Below are 20,629 nucleotides of genomic sequence, written 5' to 3'. Positions count from 1 at the left end.
GTTCAGCGACCGCGCAGCGACCGGTAGGTGGCGACGAGGGCGGCCGTGGAGCTGTCCAGCTGCTCGCCGCCGCTGCCCTCGGTGAGGACCGGCTCGATCTTCTTTGCGAGGACCTTGCCGAGCTCGACGCCCCACTGGTCGAAGGAGTCGATGTTCCAGATCGCACCCTGGACGAAGACCTTGTGCTCGTACAGCGCGATGAGCTGGCCGAGGACCGAGGGGGTGAGCTTCTCGGCGAGGATCGTCGTGGTGGGGTGGTTGCCCTGGAACGTCTTGTGCGGGACGAGTTCCTCGGGCACGCCCTCGGCCCGGACCTCTTCGGGCGTCTTGCCGAAGGCGAGCGCCTGGGTCTGCGCGAAGAAGTTGGCCATCAGCAGGTCGTGCTGGGCGATGAGTCCCGGCAGCAGGTCGGCGACCGGGGAGGCGAAGCCGATGAAGTCGGCCGGGATGACCTTGGTGCCCTGGTGGATCAACTGGTAGTACGCGTGCTGGCCGTTGGTGCCCGGGGTGCCCCAGACGACCGGGCCGGTCTGCCACTCGACCGGATTGCCGTCCCGGTCCACGGACTTGCCGTTGGACTCCATGTCCAGCTGCTGCAAGTAGGCGGTGAACTTGGAAAGATAGTGGCTGTAGGGCAGTACCGCGTGCGCCTGGGCGTCGAAGAACTGGCCGTACCAGACGCCCAACAGGCCCAGCAGCAAGGGGGCGTTCCGCTCCGCCGGGGCGGTGCGGAAGTGCTCGTCGACGAGGTGGAAGCCGTCGAGCATCTCGCGGAACCGGTCCGGGCCGACGGCGATCATCAGCGAGAGGCCGATGGCGGAGTCGTAGGAGTAGCGACCGCCGACCCAGTCCCAGAACTCGAACATGTTGGCCGTGTCGATACCGAAGTCCGACACCTTCTCGGCGTTGGTCGACAGCGCCACGAAGTGCTTGGCGACGGCGTCCTGACCGGCCTTCAGCTCGGTGAGGAGCCAGTCGCGGGCGGAGGTCGCGTTGGTGATCGTCTCGATGGTGGTGAACGTCTTCGAGGCGATGATGAAGAGCGTCTCGGCGGCGTCCAGGTCACGGACGGCCTCGTGGAGGTCGGCGCCGTCGACGTTGGAGACGAAGCGGAGGGTGAGGGAGCGGTCCGTGAAGGAGCGCAGCACCTCGTACGCCATGGCGGGGCCGAGGTCGGAGCCGCCGATGCCGATGTTGACGATGTTCTTGATGGGGCGGCCGGTGTGGCCGGTCCACTCGCCCGAGCGGACCCGGTCGGCGAAGCCCGCCATCTTGTCCAGGACCGCGTGCACGGCCGGCACGACGTTCTCTCCGTCGACCTCGATCACCGCGTCGCGCGGGGCGCGGAGCGCGGTGTGCAGGACGGCGCGGTCCTCGGTGGTGTTGATCTTGTCGCCGCGGAACATGGCGTCCCGCAGCTCGGCGACCCCGGTGGTGGCGGCGAGGTCCCGCAGCAGACGCAGCGTCTCGTCGGTCACCAGTTGCTTGGAGTAGTCGATGTGCAGGTCGCCCACCCGGAGGGTGTAGGCGGCGCCGCGGTCCGCGTTCTCGGCGAACAGCTCCCGCAGGTGGGTCCCGCCCAGCTCCTCGCGGTGCTTGCCGAGGGCCGCCCACTCGGGCGTCTGGTTGAGCTTGGTTCGGCTTTGTGCGTTCATCCCGGGTATCAGCCCATTCTTCTCGTACCTGCTCCCCGCTGCACCCCCCAACCTAATTGATCCTGGTCGCGGGTGCCGCGCGGGCATGGCTGGGGGCGGAGATCGGGGCTTCGCGAGCAGCGAAAAGCGTTCCGGCCGGCACCCAGGGGGTGGCCGGCCGGTGAACGGGGTGGTACGGAAAGGCGGCGGCTCTCGCCGGAGGGCTGTCCCGCACCATTCGTGGTGGACAGACCTCGGGGCGCGGGAGCCGGGCGGGGTGTTCTCAGATCTCGCCGCGGAGCTTGGCGAGCGCCTCGGCGAGAATCGCCTCGCCGTCCGCGTCACTGCGCCGCTCACGCACGTACGCGAGATGCGTCTTGTACGGTTCCGTGCGCGGCGGGTCGGGCGGGCTGTCCTTGTCCTGGCCCGCCGGGAAGCCGCATCGGGGGCAGTCCCAGGTCTCCGGTACCTGCGCGTCATGGGCGAAGCTCGGCTGCGTCTCGTGCCCGTTCGAGCACCAGAAGGAGATGCGGAGACGCGGCGCGGACTCGCCCCGCTCGGCCTCCCCCATCGGCCCCGCTCCGACCCGGCTTCCCCGGATCGCGTTGCCACTTGCCACGGTCGTAACTCCCTGCGTGATGCTGCTCGAAGATGCCCCAGTCTACGTAAGGCCCAACGCGCGTCCAGTGATTGGAGTTACACGGTCACCGGCAATCGCGGACGATGCGTCAGCCGTCCAGCTTGATGAGCAGGCCGAGGGCCACAATGCTCGCGAACCAGCAGAGGCCGACGACCACGGTGATGCGGTCGAGGTTGCGCTCGGCCACCGAGGAACCGCCGACCGAGGACTGCATGCCGCCACCGAACATGTCGGAGAGGCCGCCGCCCTTGCCCTTGTGCATCAGCACCAGCAGCATCAGCAGCAGGCTGAAGACGATCAGGGCGATCTCGAACGCCAAAATCACGGCTGGTCCCTACTTTCCGGAAATTCCTGGACTGCTTCTGAGAAAAATGCTTCTGAAAACTACTTCTACGCAATGTATGAAGCACAACGGGGGCCGAGGGTGGAACCCACCCCGGCCCCCGCAAGGGTACGACGGATCGGCGCTAGCGCATACTCACTGGTCGCGGAAGCGGACGATCTTGACGAACTCGTCGGCGTCCAGCGCGGCACCGCCGACGAGGGCGCCGTCGACGTCGGGCTGCGCCATGATCGCGGCGACGTTGCCGGACTTCACGGAGCCGCCGTACTGGATGCGGACCGCGTCGGCCAGCTCCTGCGAGTACAGCTCGGCGAGCCGGCGACGGATGGCTCCGCACACCTCCTGGGCGTCCTCGGGGGTGGCGACCTCGCCGGTCCCGATGGCCCAGACCGGCTCGTACGCGATCACGATCGACTCGGCCTGCTCGGCCGGGACGCCATCGAGGGCGCCGTCGAGCTGCGCGAGGGTGTAGGAGACCTGGTCACCGGCCTTGCGGATGTCCAGGCCCTCGCCGACGCAGAGGATCGGGGTCAGCCCGTGCTTGAAGGCGGCCTTCACCTTGGCGTTGCAGATCTCGTCGTTCTCGCCGTGGTACTGGCGGCGCTCGCTGTGGCCGACGGCCACGTACGCGCACTTCAGCTTGGCGAGCATGGAGCCGGAGATCTCGCCGGTGTACGCACCGGAGTCCTGCGCCGAGATGTCCTGGGCGCCGTACTTGATCTTCAGCTTGTCGCCGTCCACCAGGGTCTGCACGGAGCGCAGGTCGGTGAAGGGCGGCAGGACGGCGACCTCGACCGCGTCGTAGTCCTTGTCGGCCAGCGCGAAGGCGAGCTTCTGGACGTGGGCGATGGCCTCGAGGTGGTTGAGGTTCATCTTCCAGTTGCCCGCCATCAGCGGGGTACGGGTGCTCATCTGGCTCAGTTCTCCAATGCGGCGAGGCCGGGGAGCGTCTTGCCCTCGAGGTATTCGAGGCTGGCGCCGCCGCCGGTCGAGATGTGGCCGAAGGCGTTCTCGTCGAAGCCCAGGATGCGGACGGCGGCGGCGGAGTCGCCACCCCCGACGACGCTGAAGGCCGGGGAGTCGACGAGCGCCTGGGCGACCGCGCGGGTGCCCTCGGCGTAGTCGGGGTGCTCGAAGACGCCCATCGGGCCGTTCCAGAAGACGGTGGCCGCGTCGGCGAGCTTCGCCGCGTACAGCTCACGCGTCTTGGGGCCGATGTCCAGGCCCTCCTGGTCCGCCGGGATGGCATCGGAGGCGACGACGGTGGGGTTGGCCGGGGCCTTCGTCTTGAGGTCCGGGAATTCGGACGAGACGAGGACGTCGACGGGGAGCACGAACTCCACGCCGCGCTCGTCGGCGCGCTTGAGGTACTCCTGCACCTGGGGGACCTGGTCCTCCTGGAGCAGCGAGATGCCGACCTCGTGGCCCTGCGCCTTGAGGAAGGTGTACGCCATGCCGCCACCGATCAGGATGCGGTCGGCCTTCTCCAGCAGGTGGTCGATGACGCCGAGCTTGTCGGAGACCTTGGCACCGCCGAGGACCACGGCGTAGGGCCGCTTGACGTCGCTGGTGAGCTTCTTCAGGACGCCGACCTCGGTGGCGATGAGGAAGCCGGCGAAGTGCGGCAGCCGGGCCGGGAGGTCGAAGACCGAGGCGTGCTTGCGGTGCACCGCGCCGAAGCCGTCGCCCACGTACACGTCGGCGAGGGTGGCGAGCTGGTCGGCGAAGGCACCGCGCTCGGCGTCGTCCTTGGACGTCTCACCGGCGTTGAAGCGGAGGTTCTCGATGACGGCGACCTGGCCGTCGGTGAGGGCGGCGACCGTGGCCGTGGCGGACTCGCCCACGGTGTCGGTGGCGAACGCGACCTCGGTGCCGAGCAGTTCACCGAGCCGGGCGGCGGCGGGAGCCAGCGAGAACGCCGGGTCCGGGGCGCCCTTCGGGCGGCCGAGGTGCGAGGCGACGATGACCCGCGCGCCGGCCTCGGCCAGCTTGGCGACGGTCGGCTGGACGGCGCGGATGCGGCCGTCGTCGGTGATGGTGGTGCCGTCGAGCGGCACGTTGAGGTCGGCGCGGACGAATACCCGCTTGCCGGCGACCCCTTCGGCGAGAAGTTCGTCGATCGTCTTCATCTGTTCCAGGACTCCTTGGAAAGGACGGATGAGCACGCGAGAAGGCCCGGACGGCGCTGCGTCGCGCCGTCCGAGCCCCTCACTACATCGAGATGCCTGCCGATCCGAGGATCAGAGCTGGCCGCCGACGAAGACGGTCAGGTCGACGAGGCGGTTGGAGTAGCCCCACTCGTTGTCGTACCAGCCGAGGATCTTCACCGTCTTGCCTTCCTGAACCATCGTCAGGGAGGAGTCGAAGGTGCAGGACGCCGGGTCGCTGACGATGTCCGAGGAGACGATCGGGTCCTCGGTGTACGCCAGGTAGCCCTTCAGGTCGCCGTCGTCGGCGGCCTTCTTGAACGCGGCGTTGACCTCGTCCTTGGTGACCTCGCGCTGCAGCTCGACGACCAGGTCGGTGGCGGAACCGGTCGGGACCGGGACGCGCATCGCGATGCCGTCGAGCTTGCCCTTGAGCTGGGGCAGAACCAGGGCGGTGGCCTTGGCGGCACCCGTCGTGGTCGGGATGATGTTCTCGGCGGCGGCGCGGGCGCGGCGCAGGTCCGAGTGCGGGAAGTCCAGGATGCGCTGGTCGTTCGTGTACGCGTGGACCGTCGTCATCAGGCCCTTGACGATGCCGAAGTTCTCGTCGAGAACCTTGGCCATCGGCGCCACACAGTTGGTGGTGCAGGAGGCGTTGGAGATGACGTGGTGGTTGGCCGCGTCGTACTTGTCCTGGTTGACGCCCATCACGATGGTGATGTCCTCGTCCTTGGCCGGAGCCGAGATGAGGACCTTCTTGGCGCCACCGGCGATGTGCTTCTCGGCGTCGGCCTTCTTGGTGAAGATGCCGGTCGACTCGATGACGATGTCGACGCCCAGCTCACCCCAGGGGATGTCGGCCGGGTTGCGCTCGGAGAGCACCTTGATGGTGTGACCGTCGACGGTGATGGTGTCGGCGGTGTGGCTGACCTCGGCCTTGAGACGACCCAGAATGGTGTCGTACTTCAGCAGGTGAGCCGTGGTCGCAGTGTCACCCAGGTCGTTGACAGCCACGATCTCGATGTCCGCACCCTGCTCCAGCAGCGCGCGGAAGTAGTTACGACCGATGCGGCCAAAGCCGTTGATGCCTACGCGGATCGTCACGAACCGATCTCCTCGTTAGGTACGCCGGGTTTCGACGCCGGCGAGTTGTATGGGATGTCCCCGACCGCCTCCGACCCTACCTCTCATGTGGCCCGCGGGTGACATCGAGAGCCCTCCTGCGCGCCCCGATAAGCCCTACTGACCAGTAGGAACAGGGCGCTCCGCCTCGCCGGGCGTTCCCCGGTCGGCCTTCGTGCCACAAACCGGATTCTGTCCGGCGCCGATGGAAATGTGCCCAACGCCCGTACACACGCGGACGATCAGGGCATGACGGGCCCCAGCCGAACCCCGCCGGGTACCCCCGGCCCGCGCCGGGCATCCCGCCCGGCGCTCCGTGCCCACCCCCGGCCGGCGTCTTCTCCGGACAGCGGAAAAGCCGCCGCCGGCGTCTCCGTGGAGGGAGCGCCGGCGGCGGCCGTATACGAAAGGGGTCCGGCCGTGCCGGTCTCAGCCGACCAGGCCGTCCGCCATCTCCTCGCTGAGAGTGGACTCGGTACCCGGGATGCCGAGGTCCTGGGCCCGCTTGTCGGCCATCGCCAGCAGCCGGCGGATGCGCCCGGCGACGGCGTCCTTGGTCAGCGGCGGATCGGCGAGCGCGCCCAGCTCCTCCAGCGACGCCTGCTTGTGCTCCATGCGCAGCCGTCCGGCGGCGGCGAGGTGCTCGGGGACCTCCTCGCCCAGGATCTCCAGGGCGCGGCCCACGCGGGCACCGGCGGCCACGGCGGCGCGGGCGGAGCGGCGGAGGTTGGCGTCGTCGAAGTTGGCGAGCCGGTTGGCGGTCGCCCGGACCTCGCGCCGCATCCGGCGCTCCTCCCAGGCCAGCACGGACTCGTGGGCGCCGAGCCGGGTCAGCAGGGCGCCGATCGCGTCGCCGTCGCGGACCACCACACGGTCGACCCCGCGGACCTCGCGGGCCTTGGCGGCGATGGAGAGCCGGCGCGCGGCACCGACCAGCGCGAGCGCCGCCTCGGGGCCGGGGCAGGTGACCTCCAGCGAGGAGGACCTGCCCGGCTCGGTGAGCGAGCCGTGCGCCAGGAAGGCCCCGCGCCAGGCCGCCTCGGCGTCGCAGGTGGCCCCCGAGACCACCTGCGGGGGCAGCCCGCGGATGGGACGGCCCCGGCCGTCCACGAGACCGGTCTGGCGGGCCAGCTGGTCGCCGCCGGCCACGACGCGTACGACGTACCGGGAGCCGCGCCGCAGCCCGCCGGGGGCCATCACGATCAGCTCCGAGGCGTGCCCGAAGATCTCCAGGATGTCGCGCTTGAGCCGGCGGGCCGCCATCGCGGTGTCCAGCTCCGCCTCGATCACGATCCGGCCGCTCACCAGGTGGAGCCCGCCCGCGAAGCGGAGGATCGCGGAGACCTCCGCCTTCCTGCAGCAGGTCCGGGTGACGGGAAGCCGAGAGATTTCGTCCTTCACCGCTGGCGTCATCGCCATGGGCCGATCCTTCCATGCATCCGAAAAATACGGTCGTACGCGGCGGCCAGCAGCTCCGGATCATGAATCGGAACGCCGTCCGGCGAGGCCACGGGCGCCAGCTCCACTGCGGCACCCAGCCGCTTCGCGGCATCGGCGAGGGACTCGCGGTCAGGCACGGCGGCCTCGTCGGCCAGCACCACGTCCAAGGCGAGTTTAGGGGCGTGTCGCCCCAAAACCTCCAAATGACGCTGCGGGGAGAAGCCATCTGTTTCACCGGGTTGCGGCGCGAGGTTCAGCGAGAGCACCTTGCGTGCCTTCGTCGCGACCAGCGCGTCGAGCAGATCCGGGACCAGCAGGTGGGGGATGACCGAGGAGAACCAGGAGCCGGGTCCGAGCACCACCCAGTCCGCGTCCAGGACGGCCTCGACCGCCTCCGGGACGGCGGGCGGGGCGTGCGGGACCACCTGCACGGACTGCACCTCGCCCGGGGTGAGCGCCACCGTCGCCTGGCCGCGTACGGTCACGATCGCGTCGGGGCGGTCCGGTTCGTGGCCCCTGACCTGCGCCTGGAGTTCCAGCGGTACGGCGGACATGGGCAGCACCCGGCCGTGCGCGCCGAGCAGCGTGCCGACCAGGTCGAGGGCCTGGACGTGGTCGCCGAGCTGTTCCCAGAGCGCCACGATCAGCAGATTGCCGACCGCGTGCCCGTGCAGGTCGCCGCGGGACTCGAAGCGGTGCTGGGTGACCCTGGCCCAGGTCCGCCCCCAGTCGTCGTCCCCGCAGAGCGCCGCGAGGGCCTTGCGGAGGTCGCCGGGCGGCAGCACCCCGAACTCGTCGCGGAGCCGGCCGCTGGACCCGCCGTCGTCGGCGACGGTGACGACGGCCGTCAGATCGCCGGTGATCCGGCGCAGCGCGGTCAGCGAGGCGGAGAGCCCGTGGCCGCCGCCGAGGGCGACGACCTTGGGCGGACCGCCGCGTCTGCGCCCGGAGCGGAGCGAGCCCGCTCGGCTCAGCCTCCGCAGCCGCAGGTTGACGCTGGTCACTCGCGCCCCATGTCCCGGTGGACGAGGACGGTCTCGATGCCTTCGGCGGCGAGGCGGGCGGAGAGCTTCTCCGACATCGCGACGGAGCGGTGCTTGCCGCCCGTGCAGCCGACCGCGATGGTCACGTAGCGCTTGCCCTCGCGGCGGTAGCCGGCGGCGATGAGCTGGAGCAGCTCGGTGTACTGGTTGAGGAACTCCTTGGCGCCCGGCTGGTCGAAGACGTACGCGGACACCTCCTCGTTCAGGCCGGTGAAGGGGCGCAGCTCCGGGACCCAGTGCGGGTTCGGCAGGAACCGGCAGTCCACCACGAGGTCGGCGTCGACCGGCAGGCCGTACTTGTAGCCGAACGACATCACCGTGGCACGCAGCTCCGGCTCCTGGTCGCCGGCGAACTGGGCGTCCATCTTGGCGCGCAGCTCGTGGACGTTGAGGCTGGAGGTGTCGATGACCAGGTCGGCGTCGCCGCGCAGTTCGCGCAGCAGGTCGCGCTCGGCCGCGATGCCGTCGACGATGCGGCCGTCGCCCTGGAGGGGGTGGGGGCGGCGGACCGACTCGAAACGGCGGACCAGGGTGTCGTCCGAGGACTCCAGGAAGACGATCCGGCGGGTGACGTGCTTGGTGTCCAGGTCCGCCAGGGACTCGCGGAGGTTGTCGAAGAAGCGGCGCCCGCGTACGTCCACGACGACGGCGATCCGGGCCACGTTGCCCTGGGAGCGCGCGCCGAGTTCGACCATGGTCGGGATCAGCGCGGGCGGGAGGTTGTCGACGACGAACCAGCCGAGGTCCTCCAGGCACTTCGCGGCGGTGGACCGGCCGGCGCCGGACATTCCGGAGATGATCACCAGTTCGGGGATGGCCGCCGCGACGACGTCGCCCGTGTCGTTGGTGGTGCCCGTGCTCACGTGTGCTGCTCCGTCTGTTCGGTCCGGGTCCGGTCGGGTGGGTTCCGCGTGGCGGTGGTCATGGTCGGTCATGGCGTGCCCCCGTCGTTCTCGTCAATGATCTCTCCTGTGGCCGTGTTCACGGCGGGCGCGGCCGGGGCGGCCGTGGCGAGGGCCGCGGCCACCGACTCCGCTGTCCTGCGGCCTATCCCCTGGACCTCGCAGATCTCGTCGATTGTCGCCTGCCGCAGCTTCTTGACGGAGCCGAAATGCTTGAGCAGCGCGAGTTTCCGGCTCTCGCCGAGACCGGCGACCCCGTCCAGCGGGCTGCTGCGGACCCGCTTGGCCCGCTTGGCCCGCTGGTAGGTGATGGCGAAGCGGTGGGCCTCGTCACGCACGCGCTGGAGGAGGTAGAGGCCCTCGCTGGAGCGGGGCAGCACCACGGGATCGTCGTCGTCGGGCAGCCAGACCTCTTCGAGGCGCTTGGCGAGGCCGCAGACGGCGATGTCGTCGATGCCCAGCTCGTCCAGGGCCCGCTTGGCGGCGGCCACCTGGGGCTGCCCGCCGTCGACCACGACGAGCTGCGGCGGGTAGGCGAACCGCTTGGGGCGGCCGTCGTCCTCACGCGGCTCGGTGTCTTCACGCGGCTCGGTGTCCCCGTGGGCGGCGGTGTCCTCGCGGGGCTCCGTGGTCTCGGGGGGCTCCGTGGTCTCGGCAGGCTCCGTGGTCTCGGCAGGCTCTGTGGTCTCGGCAGGCTCTGTGGTCTCGGCAGGCTCTGTGGTCCCGCGCTGGGCGGTGGCCTCGCGGGGCTCCGTGGTCCCGCGCTGGGCGGTGCCGCCGGGGGCGCCGGTTCCGGGGATGCCCGGTGCTGCGGCGTCCGCTCCGGAGGTGTCCGCTCCGGGCGTCTCCGCTCCGGGCGTCTCCTCCCACTCCCCCAGGCGCTCCTTCTCCTGGAGGTAGCGGCGGAACCGGCGGCCGATCACCTCGTGCATCGACCGGACGTCGTCCTGGCCCTCGAACCCCTTGATCTGGAAGCGGCGGTACTCGCTCTTGCGGGCGAGCCCGTCCTCGAAGACGACCATGGACGCGACGACGTCGTCGCCCTGGAGGTGGGAGATGTCGTAGCACTCGATGCGCAGCGGGGCGGTGTCGAGGCCGAGCGCCTCGGCGATCTCCTCCAGGGCCCGGGAGCGGGTGGTCAGGTCGGAGGCGCGCTTGGTCTTGTGCAGCCCGAGGGCCTGCTGGGCGTTGCGCTGGACCGTGGCCATCAGGTCCTTCTTGTCGCCGCGCTGCGGGATGCGCAGGCTGACCTGGGAGCCCCGGCGGTGGGCGAGCCACTCGGAGACCGCGTCGGGGTCCTCGGGCAGGGCCGGTACGAGGACCTCCTTGGGTACGGAGTCGCCGGTCTCCTCCCCGTACAGCTGCTGGAGGGCGTGCTCGACGAGGCCGGAGGTGTCGACGGCCTCGACCTTGTCGGTGACCCAGCCGCGCTGGCCGCGCACCCGGCCGCCGCGCACGTGGAAGATCTGGACGGCCGCCTCCAGTTCGTCCTCGGCGACGGCGATGAGGTCCGCGTCGGTGGCGTCGGCGAGCACGACCGCGCTCTTCTCCATGGCCCGCCGGAGCGCCCCGATGTCGTCCCGGAGGCGGGCGGCGCGCTCGTACTCCATGTCCTCCGCCGCGAGCATCATCTCCTTCTCCAGGCGGCGCATGTACGCGCCGGTGCGTCCGGCCATGAAGTCGCAGAATTCCTCGGCGAGTTCGCGGTGCTCCTGGGGGCTGACGCGGCCGACGCAGGGCGCCGAGCACTTGCCGATGTAGCCGAGCAGGCACGGGCGGCCGGTGCGGGCGGCGTTCTTGAAGACCCCGGCGGAGCAGGTGCGTACGGGGAAGACGCGGAGCATCAGGTCGACGGTCTCGCGGATCGCCCAGGCGTGGCCGTACGGGCCGAAGTAGCGCACGCCCTTCTTCTTGGCGCCGCGCATGACCTGGACCCGGGGGAACTCCTCGTTGAGGGTGACCGCGAGGTACGGGTAGCTCTTGTCGTCGCGGTACTTGACGTTGAACCGGGGGTCGTACTCCTTGATCCAGGAGTACTCCAGCTGCAACGCCTCGACCTCGGTGGAGACGACCGTCCACTCCACCGAGGCGGCCGTGGTCACCATGGTGCGCGTGCGCGGGTGGAGGCCGGCCAGGTCCTGGAAGTAGTTGGCGAGGCGCTGGCGGAGGTTCTTCGCCTTGCCGACGTAGATCACCCGGCGGTGCTCGTCGCGGAACTTGTAGACCCCCGGGGAGTCGGGGATCTGTCCCGGCTTGGGGCGGTAGCTGGAGGGGTCTGCCATGTCTCACACCCTACTTCCGGCCGGTGACACCCAGGGGTGCCGTCCGCACTGTGCCGTCCGCCCCTGGGCATCGGTCGGGCGACTGCCGCCCAGTACCTCCCAGGGTCAGGCGCCGGGCCCGGCGACGAGCCGGCCGCCCTCCGCGCTGACCGGGACGGCGGGCAGCGGCACAGTGGCCGGGCCCTGGATGACCTCGCCGGTCGTGGTGTCGAAGATGCTGCCGTGGCAGGGGCAGTGCCCCTCGTTCTTCTCGATCTTGGCCAGTACGCAGCCGGCGTGGGTGCACTGGGCACTGAAGGCCTTGTACTGCCCCTTCGCCGGGCAGGTCACCAGGAGGCGCTGCTCCCGGTAGAGCTTCGACCCGCCGACCGGGACCGCGTCCGCCGCGCCGAGGTCCACCGGCGCGGTCGGGGTCGGGGTCTGGGCGTGGCCGAGCTTGGACTCGGTGGAGCAGGCGGCCGCTCCCAGCCCGGCGGCACCGGCGAGCGCGGCGCCCTTCAGCACGGTGCGGCGGGTGGCGGGCGAGCCGGACATCGCGGTCTCCACGGGTGTCGGTGGTACGGGGCGTAAAGGGAGGCGCACACGGGGTGCGCACGGCGGTAGGGGCGTCGTGGGCCGGTGGGGCGACAGGGCGCTCGGCCGGGGCGCACGACGACAGAACCGACGATACCGGCGGAGATCGGCGCCCCGGCGCCCGGGTCCGGGGCACGGGTTCCGATCACGGGCCGACGGGCCCGCCGTCACGGGCGTACGGGCATGCGCCGCCAGGCCAGCCGTACGGCATGCCCGGCACGGGCAGGACGCGGCACGGGCAGGACGCGGCAAGGCCCGCCGGAGCGCCTCCTCCCGGGTGGGAAGGGGCGCCCCGGCGGGCCGCACCGGGGGCGTCAGGCCTTGCGCGCCCGGGTCGCCTTCTTGGCCGCGGGCTTCTTCGCGGCCGGCTGCTTCGCCGTGACGGCGGCCGTGGCCGTCCGCCGGGCGGGGGCGGCCTTGGCGGCGACCGTCTTCTTGGCGGCGGCCTTCTTGGCCGCCGTCCTGCGCACGGGCTTGCGCCCGGTGGGCACGGCCGCCTCGTTGATCCGGTCGGTGTCCAGGACGTCCTGGAGGAACTTCCCGGTGTGGCTGGCGGGCACGGCCGCCACCTCCTCCGGGGTGCCTTCGGCGACCACCAGACCGCCGCCGTTGCCACCCTCGGGGCCCATGTCGATGACCCAGTCCGCCGTCTTGATCACATCGAGGTTGTGCTCGATGACGACGACGGAGTTGCCCTTGTCGACCAGCCCGGAGAGGACCTTGATCAGCTTGCTGATGTCCTCGAAGTGCAGACCGGTGGTCGGCTCGTCCAGGACGTAGACCGTGCGGCCGGTGGAGCGCTTCTGGAGCTCGCTCGCCAGCTTCACACGCTGCGCCTCACCGCCGGAGAGCGTCGGCGCGGACTGCCCGAGCCGGACGTATCCGAGGCCGACCTCGTTGAGGGTGCGCAGGTGCCTCGCGATGGTCGGGACGGCCTCGAAGAACTCCAGGCCCTCCTCGATCGGCATGTCCAGCACCTCGGCGATGGACTTGCCCTTGTAGTGGACCTCCAGGGTCTCCCGGTTGTACCGGGCGCCGTGGCAGACCTCGCACGGCACGTACACGTCGGGCAGGAAGTTCATCTCGATCTTGATGGTGCCGTCGCCCGAGCAGTTCTCGCAGCGCCCGCCCTTCACGTTGAAGGAGAAGCGGCCCGGCAGATAGCCGCGCACCTTCGCCTCCATCGTCTCCGCGAAGAGCTTGCGGACGTGGTCGAAGACTCCGGTGTAGGTCGCCGGGTTGGACCGGGGGGTCCGGCCGATGGGCGACTGGTCGACGTGGACCACCTTGTCCACGAGGTCGTCCCCGTCCACCCGGGTGTGCCGGCCGGGGACCGACTTGGCGCCGTTGAGCTCACGGGCGAGGTGGGTGTAGAGGATGTCGTTGACCAGGGTGGACTTGCCGGACCCGGAGACCCCGGTGACGGCGGTGAGAACGCCCAGCGGGAACGAGACGTCGATGTCCTGGAGGTTGTTCTCCCGGGCGCCGTGCACGGTGAGCCGGCGGCTCGGGTCCACGGGGCGGCGGACGTCGGGGACGGTGATCTCCCGCTTGCCCGAGAGGTACTGGCCGGTGATCGACTGCTTGTTGGCCAGCAGCTCCTTCAGCGATCCGGAGTGGACCACCTTGCCGCCGTGCTCCCCGGCGCCGGGGCCGATGTCCACGACCCAGTCCGCGACCTTGATCGTGTCCTCGTCGTGCTCCACCACGATGAGCGTGTTGCCCATGTCGCGGAGCCTGACCAGGGTCTCGATCAGCCGGTGGTTGTCGCGCTGGTGCAGGCCGATGGACGGCTCGTCCAGTACGTACAGCACGCCGACCAGGCCGGAGCCGATCTGGGTGGCGAGGCGGATGCGCTGGGCCTCGCCGCCGGACAGGGTGCCCGCCGCGCGGTTCAGCGAGAGGTAGTCCAGGCCTACGTCGACGAGGAACCTCAGCCGCTCGTTGACCTCCTTGAGGACCCGCTCGGCGATCTTCTTGTCGCGGGCGTTGAGCTTGAGCCGGCCGAGGAACTCGGCGCAGTCACTGATCGACATCGCGGCGACCTCGGCGATGGACTTCTCCATCACCGTGACCGCGAGGACGATCGGCTTGAGGCGGGTGCCCTCACAGGTCGGGCAGGGCACCTCGCGCATGTACCCCTCGAAGCGCTCCCGGCTGGAGTCGCTCTCGGCCTCGGAGTGGCGCCGCTTGACGAACTGGACCGCACCTTCGAAGGAGGGGGTGGTGTAGGCGCGCTCGCGGCCGTACCGGTTGCGGTAGCGCACCTCGGTCTTGATCTTGTGGCCGTAGAGCAGCGCCTTCTTGGCGCGCTGCGGCAGGCCGGCCCACGGGATGTCCGTGCGGAAGCCGAGGGCCTCGGCGAGTGCGCCGATCAGGCGGCCGAAGTACTCCTTGGTGTGGCCGTGCGACCAGGGGTGGATGGCCCCCTCGTCCAGCGACTTCTCCTCGTCCGGGACGACGAGCTCCGCGTCGACCTCCATGCGGGTGCCGATGCCGGTGCAGTCGGGGCAGGCGCCGAAGGGCGAGTTGAAGGAGAAGGAACGGGGCTCCAGCTCTTCGAAGGAGAGGTCGTCGTACGGGCAGTAGAGGTGCTCGGAGAACATCCGCTCGCGCTCGGGGTCGTCCTCGGGGAGGTCGACGAAGTCGAGCACGACCATGCCGCCGGAGAGGCCGAGGGCCGTCTCCACCGAGTCGGTGAGCCGGCGCTTGGCGCTGTCCTTCACCGTGAGGCGGTCGATGACCACCTCGATGGTGTGCTTCTCCTGCTTCTTCAGCGTGGGGGGCTCGGACAGCTGGATGGTGGTGCCGTCGACCCGGGCGCGGCTGTATCCCTTGGTCTGGAGGTCGGCGAAGAGGTCGACGAACTCGCCCTTGCGCTCACGGACCAGCGGGGAGAGCACCTGGAAGCGGCTTCCCTCGGGCAGGCCGAGGACCTTGTCCACGATGGCCTGCGGCGACTGGCGGGAGATCGGCCGCCGGCATTCGGGGCAGTGCGGCTTTCCGATGCGGGCGAAGAGCAGGCGGAGGTAGTCGTAGACCTCCGTGATGGTGCCGACCGTCGAGCGCGGGTTGCGCGAGGTCGACTTCTGGTCGATGGAGACGGCGGGCGAGAGACCTTCGATGAAGTCGACGTCCGGCTTGTCCATCTGGCCGAGGAACTGCCGGGCGTACGAGGAGAGCGACTCGACGTAGCGCCGCTGGCCCTCGGCGAAGATCGTGTCGAACGCGAGGGAGGACTTGCCCGACCCGGACAGCCCGGTGAAGACGATGAGGGAGTCGCGGGGCAGGTCGAGCGAGACGTTCTTCAGGTTGTGCTCGCGCGCGCCACGGACGATGAGACGGTCGGCCACGCCGGTCCGCACCTTTCTTGAGAGAAACGGGGGGAACTGAGCCCCCTGTCCAGGGTATGGGGGGCGCAACAGCGGTGTTGAAAGGTTTCGACTTCGAGCGTATAGCACGCACATTCGATTTCTGGCCGCTCGTAACCTCCTTCACCCGAACGAGTGGCGGGGCTACGCTCGGTCGCATGAGCGATCATGTGCGCGACCTGGCGTCTGTACGCGGAGCCACGGAACGGCTGCTCGCAGCTGCGGAATCATGGGACGAATCCACCGTCCCCGAACCGTCCCGACTGCCCGGTTGGAGCCGGGGCCATGTCTTGGCCCACCTGTCACGTAACGCCGACGCGCTCCGAAATGTTCTCCGCGGACTCCCGATGTACGCGGGCGGCGAAATCCGGGACCTCGAGATCGAGGCCGGAGCGTCCCGGCCGCTCTCCGAGCACCTGGCCGATCTGCGCGCGAGCACCGAGCGGTTCCTGGCCGAGGCCGCGGTCCCCGCCGACTGGTCACGCACCGTACAGCTGCGCAACGGGGTGACGGACTCCGCCTCGGAGCTGCCCTTCCGTCGCTGGGGCGAGATCGAGCTGCACCACGTCGACCTCGGCGCGGGGTACGAGCTGGAGGATCTGCCGGAGGAGTTCACGGTCCGGGAGACCGATTTCCTGGCCGAGCGCTTCGTGCGTCATCCGCGGGTGGTCTCCACCGGCATCCGGTCCGGGGACGGCCGTGTCCGGACCACGGGCGGCGGCGCGGACGGCCCGCCGGTGGTGGTCAGCGGGCCGGCCGCGGACGTGCTGGGGTGGCTCGCGGGCCGCCGTGACGGTTCGGCACTGACCGTGGAGGGCGGCCCGCTCCCCGTACTGCCGCCGCTATAGGCTGCCGCCCATGACCTACAGCGGAGCGGTGCGGGTCGGCGGACCCGCGGACGTGCACGAGCTGACCAGCCTGATGATCTCCAAGGTCGCGGTCGGCCCGATGAACAACAACGCCTACCTGCTGCGCTGCCGGGCCACCGGCGAGCAGCTCCTCATCGATGCCGCCAACGAGGCGGACACCCTGCTGCGGCTCGTCGGTGAGGACGGCATCGCCTCCGTGGTCACCACGCACCAGCACGGTGACCACTGGCAGGCGCTGGCCGAGGTGGTGGCCGCCACCGGCGCCGTCACGTACGCCGGCCGGTACGACGCCGAGGGCATCCCGGTCCCGACCGCCGTACTCGTGGAGGACGGCGACACCATCCGCGTGGGCGAGGTCACCCTGACCGCCCGCCACCTGGCCGGCCACACCCCGGGCTCCATCGCGCTGGTCTACGACGACCCGCACGGGGCTCCGCACCTCTTCACCGGCGACTGCCTCTTCCCCGGCGGCATCGGCAACACCCGCAAGGACCCGGAGGCCTTCGCCCGGCTGCTCCACGACGTGGAGACCAAGCTCTTCGACGAGCTGCCCGACGAGACCTGGGTCTACCCGGGCCACGGCCACGACACCACGCTCGGCGACGAGCGCGGACAGCTCCCGGAGTGGCGCGCCCGGGGCTGGTGACGGGTCCGGTCCCTCGACGGACGAGGGGCGCCCCGGTACCGGGGCGCCCCTCGTCCGTCTTCGTGGAGGCGAGGCGGGGACGGGGGCGTGCAGATCAGCCGCCGACGCTGCTGCTGCCCTTGCGGGACTCGGACACGGGGTCGGATTCCGGCCCCGCGTCCGGACCGGACCCCGCGGCCCCGGCCTCCGCCGACGCCTGCTTCCGGCCCGCGATCAGGCTGGTGATGGTGGTGATCACCAGGACACCGCAGATGACGGAGAGCGAGAGCGGGACCGAGATCTCCGGGACGTGCAGGCCCGATTCGTGCAGCGCGTGCAGCACCAGCTTGACGCCGATGAAGCCGAGGATCACCGAGAGCCCGTAGCTGAGGTGGACCAGCTTCTTCAGCAGGCCGCCGATGAGGAAGTACAGCTGGCGCAGGCCCATCAGCGCGAACGCGTTGGCCGTGAAGACGATGTACGGGTCCTGGGTCAGGCCGAAGATCGCGGGGATGGAGTCGAGGGCGAACAGCACGTCGGTGGTGCCGATCGCGAGCATGACGACCATCAGCGGGGTCATGACGCGCTTGCCGTTGTTCCGGATGAAGAGCTTGGTGCCGTGGTACCGGTCGGCGACGCCGAAGCGGTGCTCGATGGACTTGAGGAGCCGGTTCTCCTCGAACTCTTCCTCCTCCTCGTCGGCCCGCGCCTCCTGGATCAGCTTCCACGCCGTGTAGATCAGGAACGCGCCGAAGATGTAGAAGACCCAGGAGAAGTTGGCGATGACGGCCGCGCCCGCGGCGATGAAGACCGTCCGGAGCACGAGTGCGATCAGCACCCCGATCAGCAGCACCCGCTGCTGGAGCTGGGAGGGCACCGAGAACTTCGCCATGATCAGGACGAAGACGAAGAGGTTGTCGACGCTCAGCGATTTCTCGGTGATGAAGCCGGCGAAGAACTCGCCGGCGGACTGGCTGTTGCCGAAGACCAGCAGGCCCAGGCCGAAGAGGGCCGCCAGCGTGATCCAGACGACCGTCCAGATCCCGGCTTCCTTGGTCGACACGTCATGGGGCTTGCGCCCGATAAAGAAGTCGACGGCGATGAGGGCGGCCAGACCGAGAATGGTCAGCACCCAGAGGGTCCATGAAACGTCCACTGCGCCTCCGGCAGTTCGCTACGGCTACTGATCAGCGTCGTCGCTGCCGGAGGTCTCTTCCACCCGGGCGCACGGGATGTGCGCCGGGCCGGCGCCCCGGGACCGGTCACAGTCCGTACTGACGGGAACGCCACGTGTGGGAATACTCCCCTCCGTCCATGAAACGGTACAGGTAGACCCAAGGAAAGGTAAAGAGAATGGCAAAGAAGAATCAAAAGACCCTGGTCCGCCGGGTCCTGCTGCGTTAGCACGGCCCCCTCCCGGCGCCTGCGGCCCTACGGCGCGTCGGCGCGGCCCCCTCCGCGCCCCGTGGCCCTGCGACCCGCATGCTCCGGGCCGCGCGCTTCAGCGGTCCCCGGCCCGCCGCGCCTCGGACACCGCGGCCAGCACCTCTTCCAGGATCCGGCTGCCCTGTGGCACCCGAGGGGGTTCGTACGTCCACACGTGCCGCACCCAGGGGTCGGCGAGGTGGTCACCGGCGAGCGGGGTGAGCCTGAGGAGCCCCCGCCAGAACGGCGCGAGGACCGGTCCGTACGCGGACGCCTCCTCCTGGTCCGCGACCAGCAGCAGGTGCACCCCGACGGAGGGGCCCTCCTCCGCGAGGTAGCGCAGCCGGGTGATCGCGCGGTCGTCGAAGCCGTGGGGGAAGTCGTTGACGACGAGCAGCTGTCCGGCGGGGTCGAGATCGGGCGGCAGTGCGTCGGCGGCACCCGCCCGCACCGCCATCTGGACCAGGTCGACGCGTCGGGTGAGGTGATCGAGCACGGCGTCGGCCCCGGCGGCCCCCGGCACCGGCGGCCCGGCGAGCACCCCGGCCCGGATCAGCGGCCCGAGGGCGGCGGCACCCGTCCCCGCCGGGTCGATGACCTGGAGCGACATCTCCCCCGCCGGGTACGCGGCGAGCAGCCGTACGGCGTGGGCGACGGCGCTCTCCAGCGCGAGGCGCTTGCGCTCCGTGCCGTCCAGCAGGAGATCGGCCCCCGATTCGCTCCGCCCCGCGTCGATCCACAGCCCCCGCTCCAGCGGGAGCCGGACCAGCAGCGGAATGCGCAGCTCCGGGCGCTCGGGCAGATGGACGTCACCGAGCCTTAGCGCCCAGGGCTGTCCGGCCGGGGCCCGGCGGGTGTGCCAGACGGGGCTGTCCCATCCGGCGCAGGCGGCCGGGAGCGCGGGCTCCACCACCTCGGACTCGGCCACCAGCTGGGCGAGGTCCCGGTCGAGCACCTCACGGGCGCGGGCGACCAGCTCGTCGCGTTTCGCCCTGGCCTCCTCGCGTGCGGCGTCGCCCGCCCCGCCGACGCGGTGGCGCGGGTCGGAGAGGGCGCGGTCGAGCTCGGCCTCCAGCCGCGTCTCCGCGAAGTCGACGGCGCCGCGGTAGGCGGCGACGCTGCGGGCCAGGTCCTCGAACATGCCCCAGACCTGGTTGTAGAGCCGCTCGTCCAGGGTGTGCCCCGCGGCGTCCCCGGCCACCGGTGCGGCGGGCCCGGAGGGCTCGGCGGTGGGGGTGGCCGCGGAGGGCGGGGCTGATGGGGAACGCGGGGTGGCCGCGGATGCGGTGGGTACGGCGGCCGGGGTGGTCCGGCGGCGCGGGTGCGCGTAGTCGATGCGGCCGCCGGGCGGGATCACCGCCGCGTCCGCGTCCGTACCCGTACCCACACCGGCACCGGCCTGCGGCTCCGCACCGGCGGGCGGGGTGGCGGGTAGGAGGGCGGGTCCGGCCTGGGCGGGAACGAGGGGGCCCGCGGCAGCCTCCTGGATCAGGGCCGCCAGTGCCTCCGCCCCGGTCAGGCCCTGGTCGGCGAGCATGCCCGCGAGCCCCGAGGCGTACCCCTGGCCCACGGCGCGCACCTTCCAGGCGCCGGCACGACGGTAGAACTCCAGGGCGCTGACTGCTGTTTCGGTGGCGAGCCCGGTGAGGGTGAAGTCGGCGATCCCGGTGCCGTCGGGCCCGTTCACGGCCACAAAGGGGGCGGCGACCGCGCCGAACCCGGCGGGGGTGCCGGGCGTCCGGGGAAGCGCGAGGAGGACGGTGACCCGGTGCACCTCCCCGGGCAGGGCGTCGAGGTCGAGAGCGAGCCGGTGCTCGGAGGCGGCACGCCGTGGTACCTCGACGCCGGGCAGCCGGGGCTCCCCCGGGTGGGCGACCCAGGCGGCGCCCCGTACGGTGCCCCGCTCGTCGGAGAGAGCGGCTCCGGCCACGACGGGCGAGCCCGCCGTCACCCGGACCTCCAGGCGGGTGGAAGGCAGCGGGTGGTTCTGCCCCCGGACGAGTTCGGCCGTCATTGCCCTGTCCCCTTGCTGCGTGACGTGTCGGTGCCTGAGCGTGCGTGCGTGAGCGTGTGCGTGCGTAAGCCTGCGTGATGTGTGCGCGTACGCGTGCCCCCGCGGAATGCGCCCCGGGTACGCGCAACTCCCGGCGGCGGAAGCCTCCGGGAGTTGGGCGGGCCCGTGGGCCCGTGGGTTCTGTCCGGTCCCGCCGGTC

16 protein-coding genes are annotated in these 20,629 nt (G+C 70.8%); 2 read left to right on the top strand and 14 right to left on the bottom strand.

The genetic code is table 11. The features are described from left to right. Positions 1-2 precede the first annotated feature (2 nt). The 12 genes from pgi to uvrA form a co-directional block, all read right to left on the bottom strand. Positions 3-1,655, bottom strand: a complete 1,653-nt coding sequence (pgi, locus tag ACWCSV_RS03170; protein WP_451138105.1) for a glucose-6-phosphate isomerase — start codon at positions 1,653-1,655, stop codon at positions 3-5. 262 nt (positions 1,656-1,917) lie between these two features. After that, complete coding sequence (locus tag ACWCSV_RS03165; RefSeq protein WP_266703170.1) at positions 1,918-2,253, bottom strand: RNA polymerase-binding protein RbpA; 336 nt, start codon at positions 2,251-2,253, stop codon at positions 1,918-1,920. A gap of 109 nt (positions 2,254-2,362) precedes the next feature. Beyond that, entirely contained in the window at positions 2,363-2,599 is a 237-nt protein-coding gene (secG, locus tag ACWCSV_RS03160; RefSeq protein ID WP_327175131.1) for a preprotein translocase subunit SecG, read from the bottom strand. 153 nt (positions 2,600-2,752) lie between these two features. Beyond that, positions 2,753-3,529: a triose-phosphate isomerase gene (tpiA, locus tag ACWCSV_RS03155; RefSeq protein WP_451138104.1), complete on the bottom strand. Its 777-nt coding sequence runs from the start codon at positions 3,527-3,529 to the stop codon at positions 2,753-2,755. Positions 3,530-3,534: 5 nt separating this feature from the next. Beyond that, a complete protein-coding gene (locus ACWCSV_RS03150) occupies positions 3,535-4,746 on the bottom strand; it encodes a phosphoglycerate kinase (RefSeq protein ID WP_451138103.1) in 1,212 nt (403 codons plus the stop codon). Between the two features lie 111 nt (positions 4,747-4,857). After that, positions 4,858-5,868: a type I glyceraldehyde-3-phosphate dehydrogenase gene (gene gap, locus ACWCSV_RS03145; protein WP_327175134.1), complete on the bottom strand. Its 1,011-nt coding sequence runs from the start codon at positions 5,866-5,868 to the stop codon at positions 4,858-4,860. A gap of 447 nt (positions 5,869-6,315) precedes the next feature. Next, positions 6,316-7,305: a DNA-binding protein WhiA gene (gene whiA / locus ACWCSV_RS03140; protein ID WP_266703180.1), complete on the bottom strand. Its 990-nt coding sequence runs from the start codon at positions 7,303-7,305 to the stop codon at positions 6,316-6,318. After that, positions 7,296-8,330: a gluconeogenesis factor YvcK family protein gene (locus ACWCSV_RS03135; RefSeq protein ID WP_451138102.1), complete on the bottom strand. Its 1,035-nt coding sequence runs from the start codon at positions 8,328-8,330 to the stop codon at positions 7,296-7,298. The genes whiA and ACWCSV_RS03135 overlap by 10 nt, the downstream gene beginning before the upstream one ends. Beyond that, positions 8,327-9,304: an RNase adapter RapZ gene (rapZ, locus tag ACWCSV_RS03130; RefSeq protein ID WP_451138101.1), complete on the bottom strand. Its 978-nt coding sequence runs from the start codon at positions 9,302-9,304 to the stop codon at positions 8,327-8,329. The genes ACWCSV_RS03135 and rapZ overlap by 4 nt, the downstream gene beginning before the upstream one ends. Then, complete coding sequence (gene uvrC, locus ACWCSV_RS03125) at positions 9,301-11,553, bottom strand: excinuclease ABC subunit UvrC (protein WP_451138100.1); 2,253 nt, start codon at positions 11,551-11,553, stop codon at positions 9,301-9,303. The genes rapZ and uvrC overlap by 4 nt, the downstream gene beginning before the upstream one ends. A gap of 105 nt (positions 11,554-11,658) precedes the next feature. Then, positions 11,659-12,087: a Rieske (2Fe-2S) protein gene (locus ACWCSV_RS03120; protein ID WP_451138099.1), complete on the bottom strand. Its 429-nt coding sequence runs from the start codon at positions 12,085-12,087 to the stop codon at positions 11,659-11,661. Between the two features lie 353 nt (positions 12,088-12,440). Then, the gene (gene uvrA, locus ACWCSV_RS03115) at positions 12,441-15,479 is read right to left on the bottom strand and encodes an excinuclease ABC subunit UvrA (RefSeq protein WP_451138098.1); all 3,039 of its coding nucleotides are present in this window, start codon (positions 15,477-15,479) and stop codon (positions 12,441-12,443) included. A gap of 176 nt (positions 15,480-15,655) precedes the next feature. On the opposite strand from uvrA, the gene ACWCSV_RS03110 reads away from it, so the two are divergent. Continuing rightward, entirely contained in the window at positions 15,656-16,345 is a 690-nt protein-coding gene (locus ACWCSV_RS03110; RefSeq protein ID WP_451138097.1) for a maleylpyruvate isomerase family mycothiol-dependent enzyme, read from the top strand. A gap of 10 nt (positions 16,346-16,355) precedes the next feature. Next, entirely contained in the window at positions 16,356-17,012 is a 657-nt protein-coding gene (locus ACWCSV_RS03105; protein WP_451138096.1) for an MBL fold metallo-hydrolase, read from the top strand. A 94-nt stretch (positions 17,013-17,106) separates the two neighbouring features. Here ACWCSV_RS03105 and ACWCSV_RS03100 read toward each other — a convergent pair whose 3' ends face one another. Continuing rightward, positions 17,107-18,147, bottom strand: a complete 1,041-nt coding sequence (locus ACWCSV_RS03100; RefSeq protein WP_451138095.1) for a TerC family protein — start codon at positions 18,145-18,147, stop codon at positions 17,107-17,109. 345 nt (positions 18,148-18,492) lie between these two features. Further along, positions 18,493-20,430 (bottom strand): TerD family protein, encoded by a 1,938-nt coding sequence (locus ACWCSV_RS03095; RefSeq protein WP_451138094.1) that lies wholly within the window; start codon positions 20,428-20,430, stop codon positions 18,493-18,495. Positions 20,431-20,629: the final 199 nt, after the last annotated feature.

The sequence above is a fragment of the Streptomyces sp. NPDC001770 genome (assembly GCF_053596135.1).
This window is presented reverse-complemented; position numbering and strand designations above follow the sequence as displayed.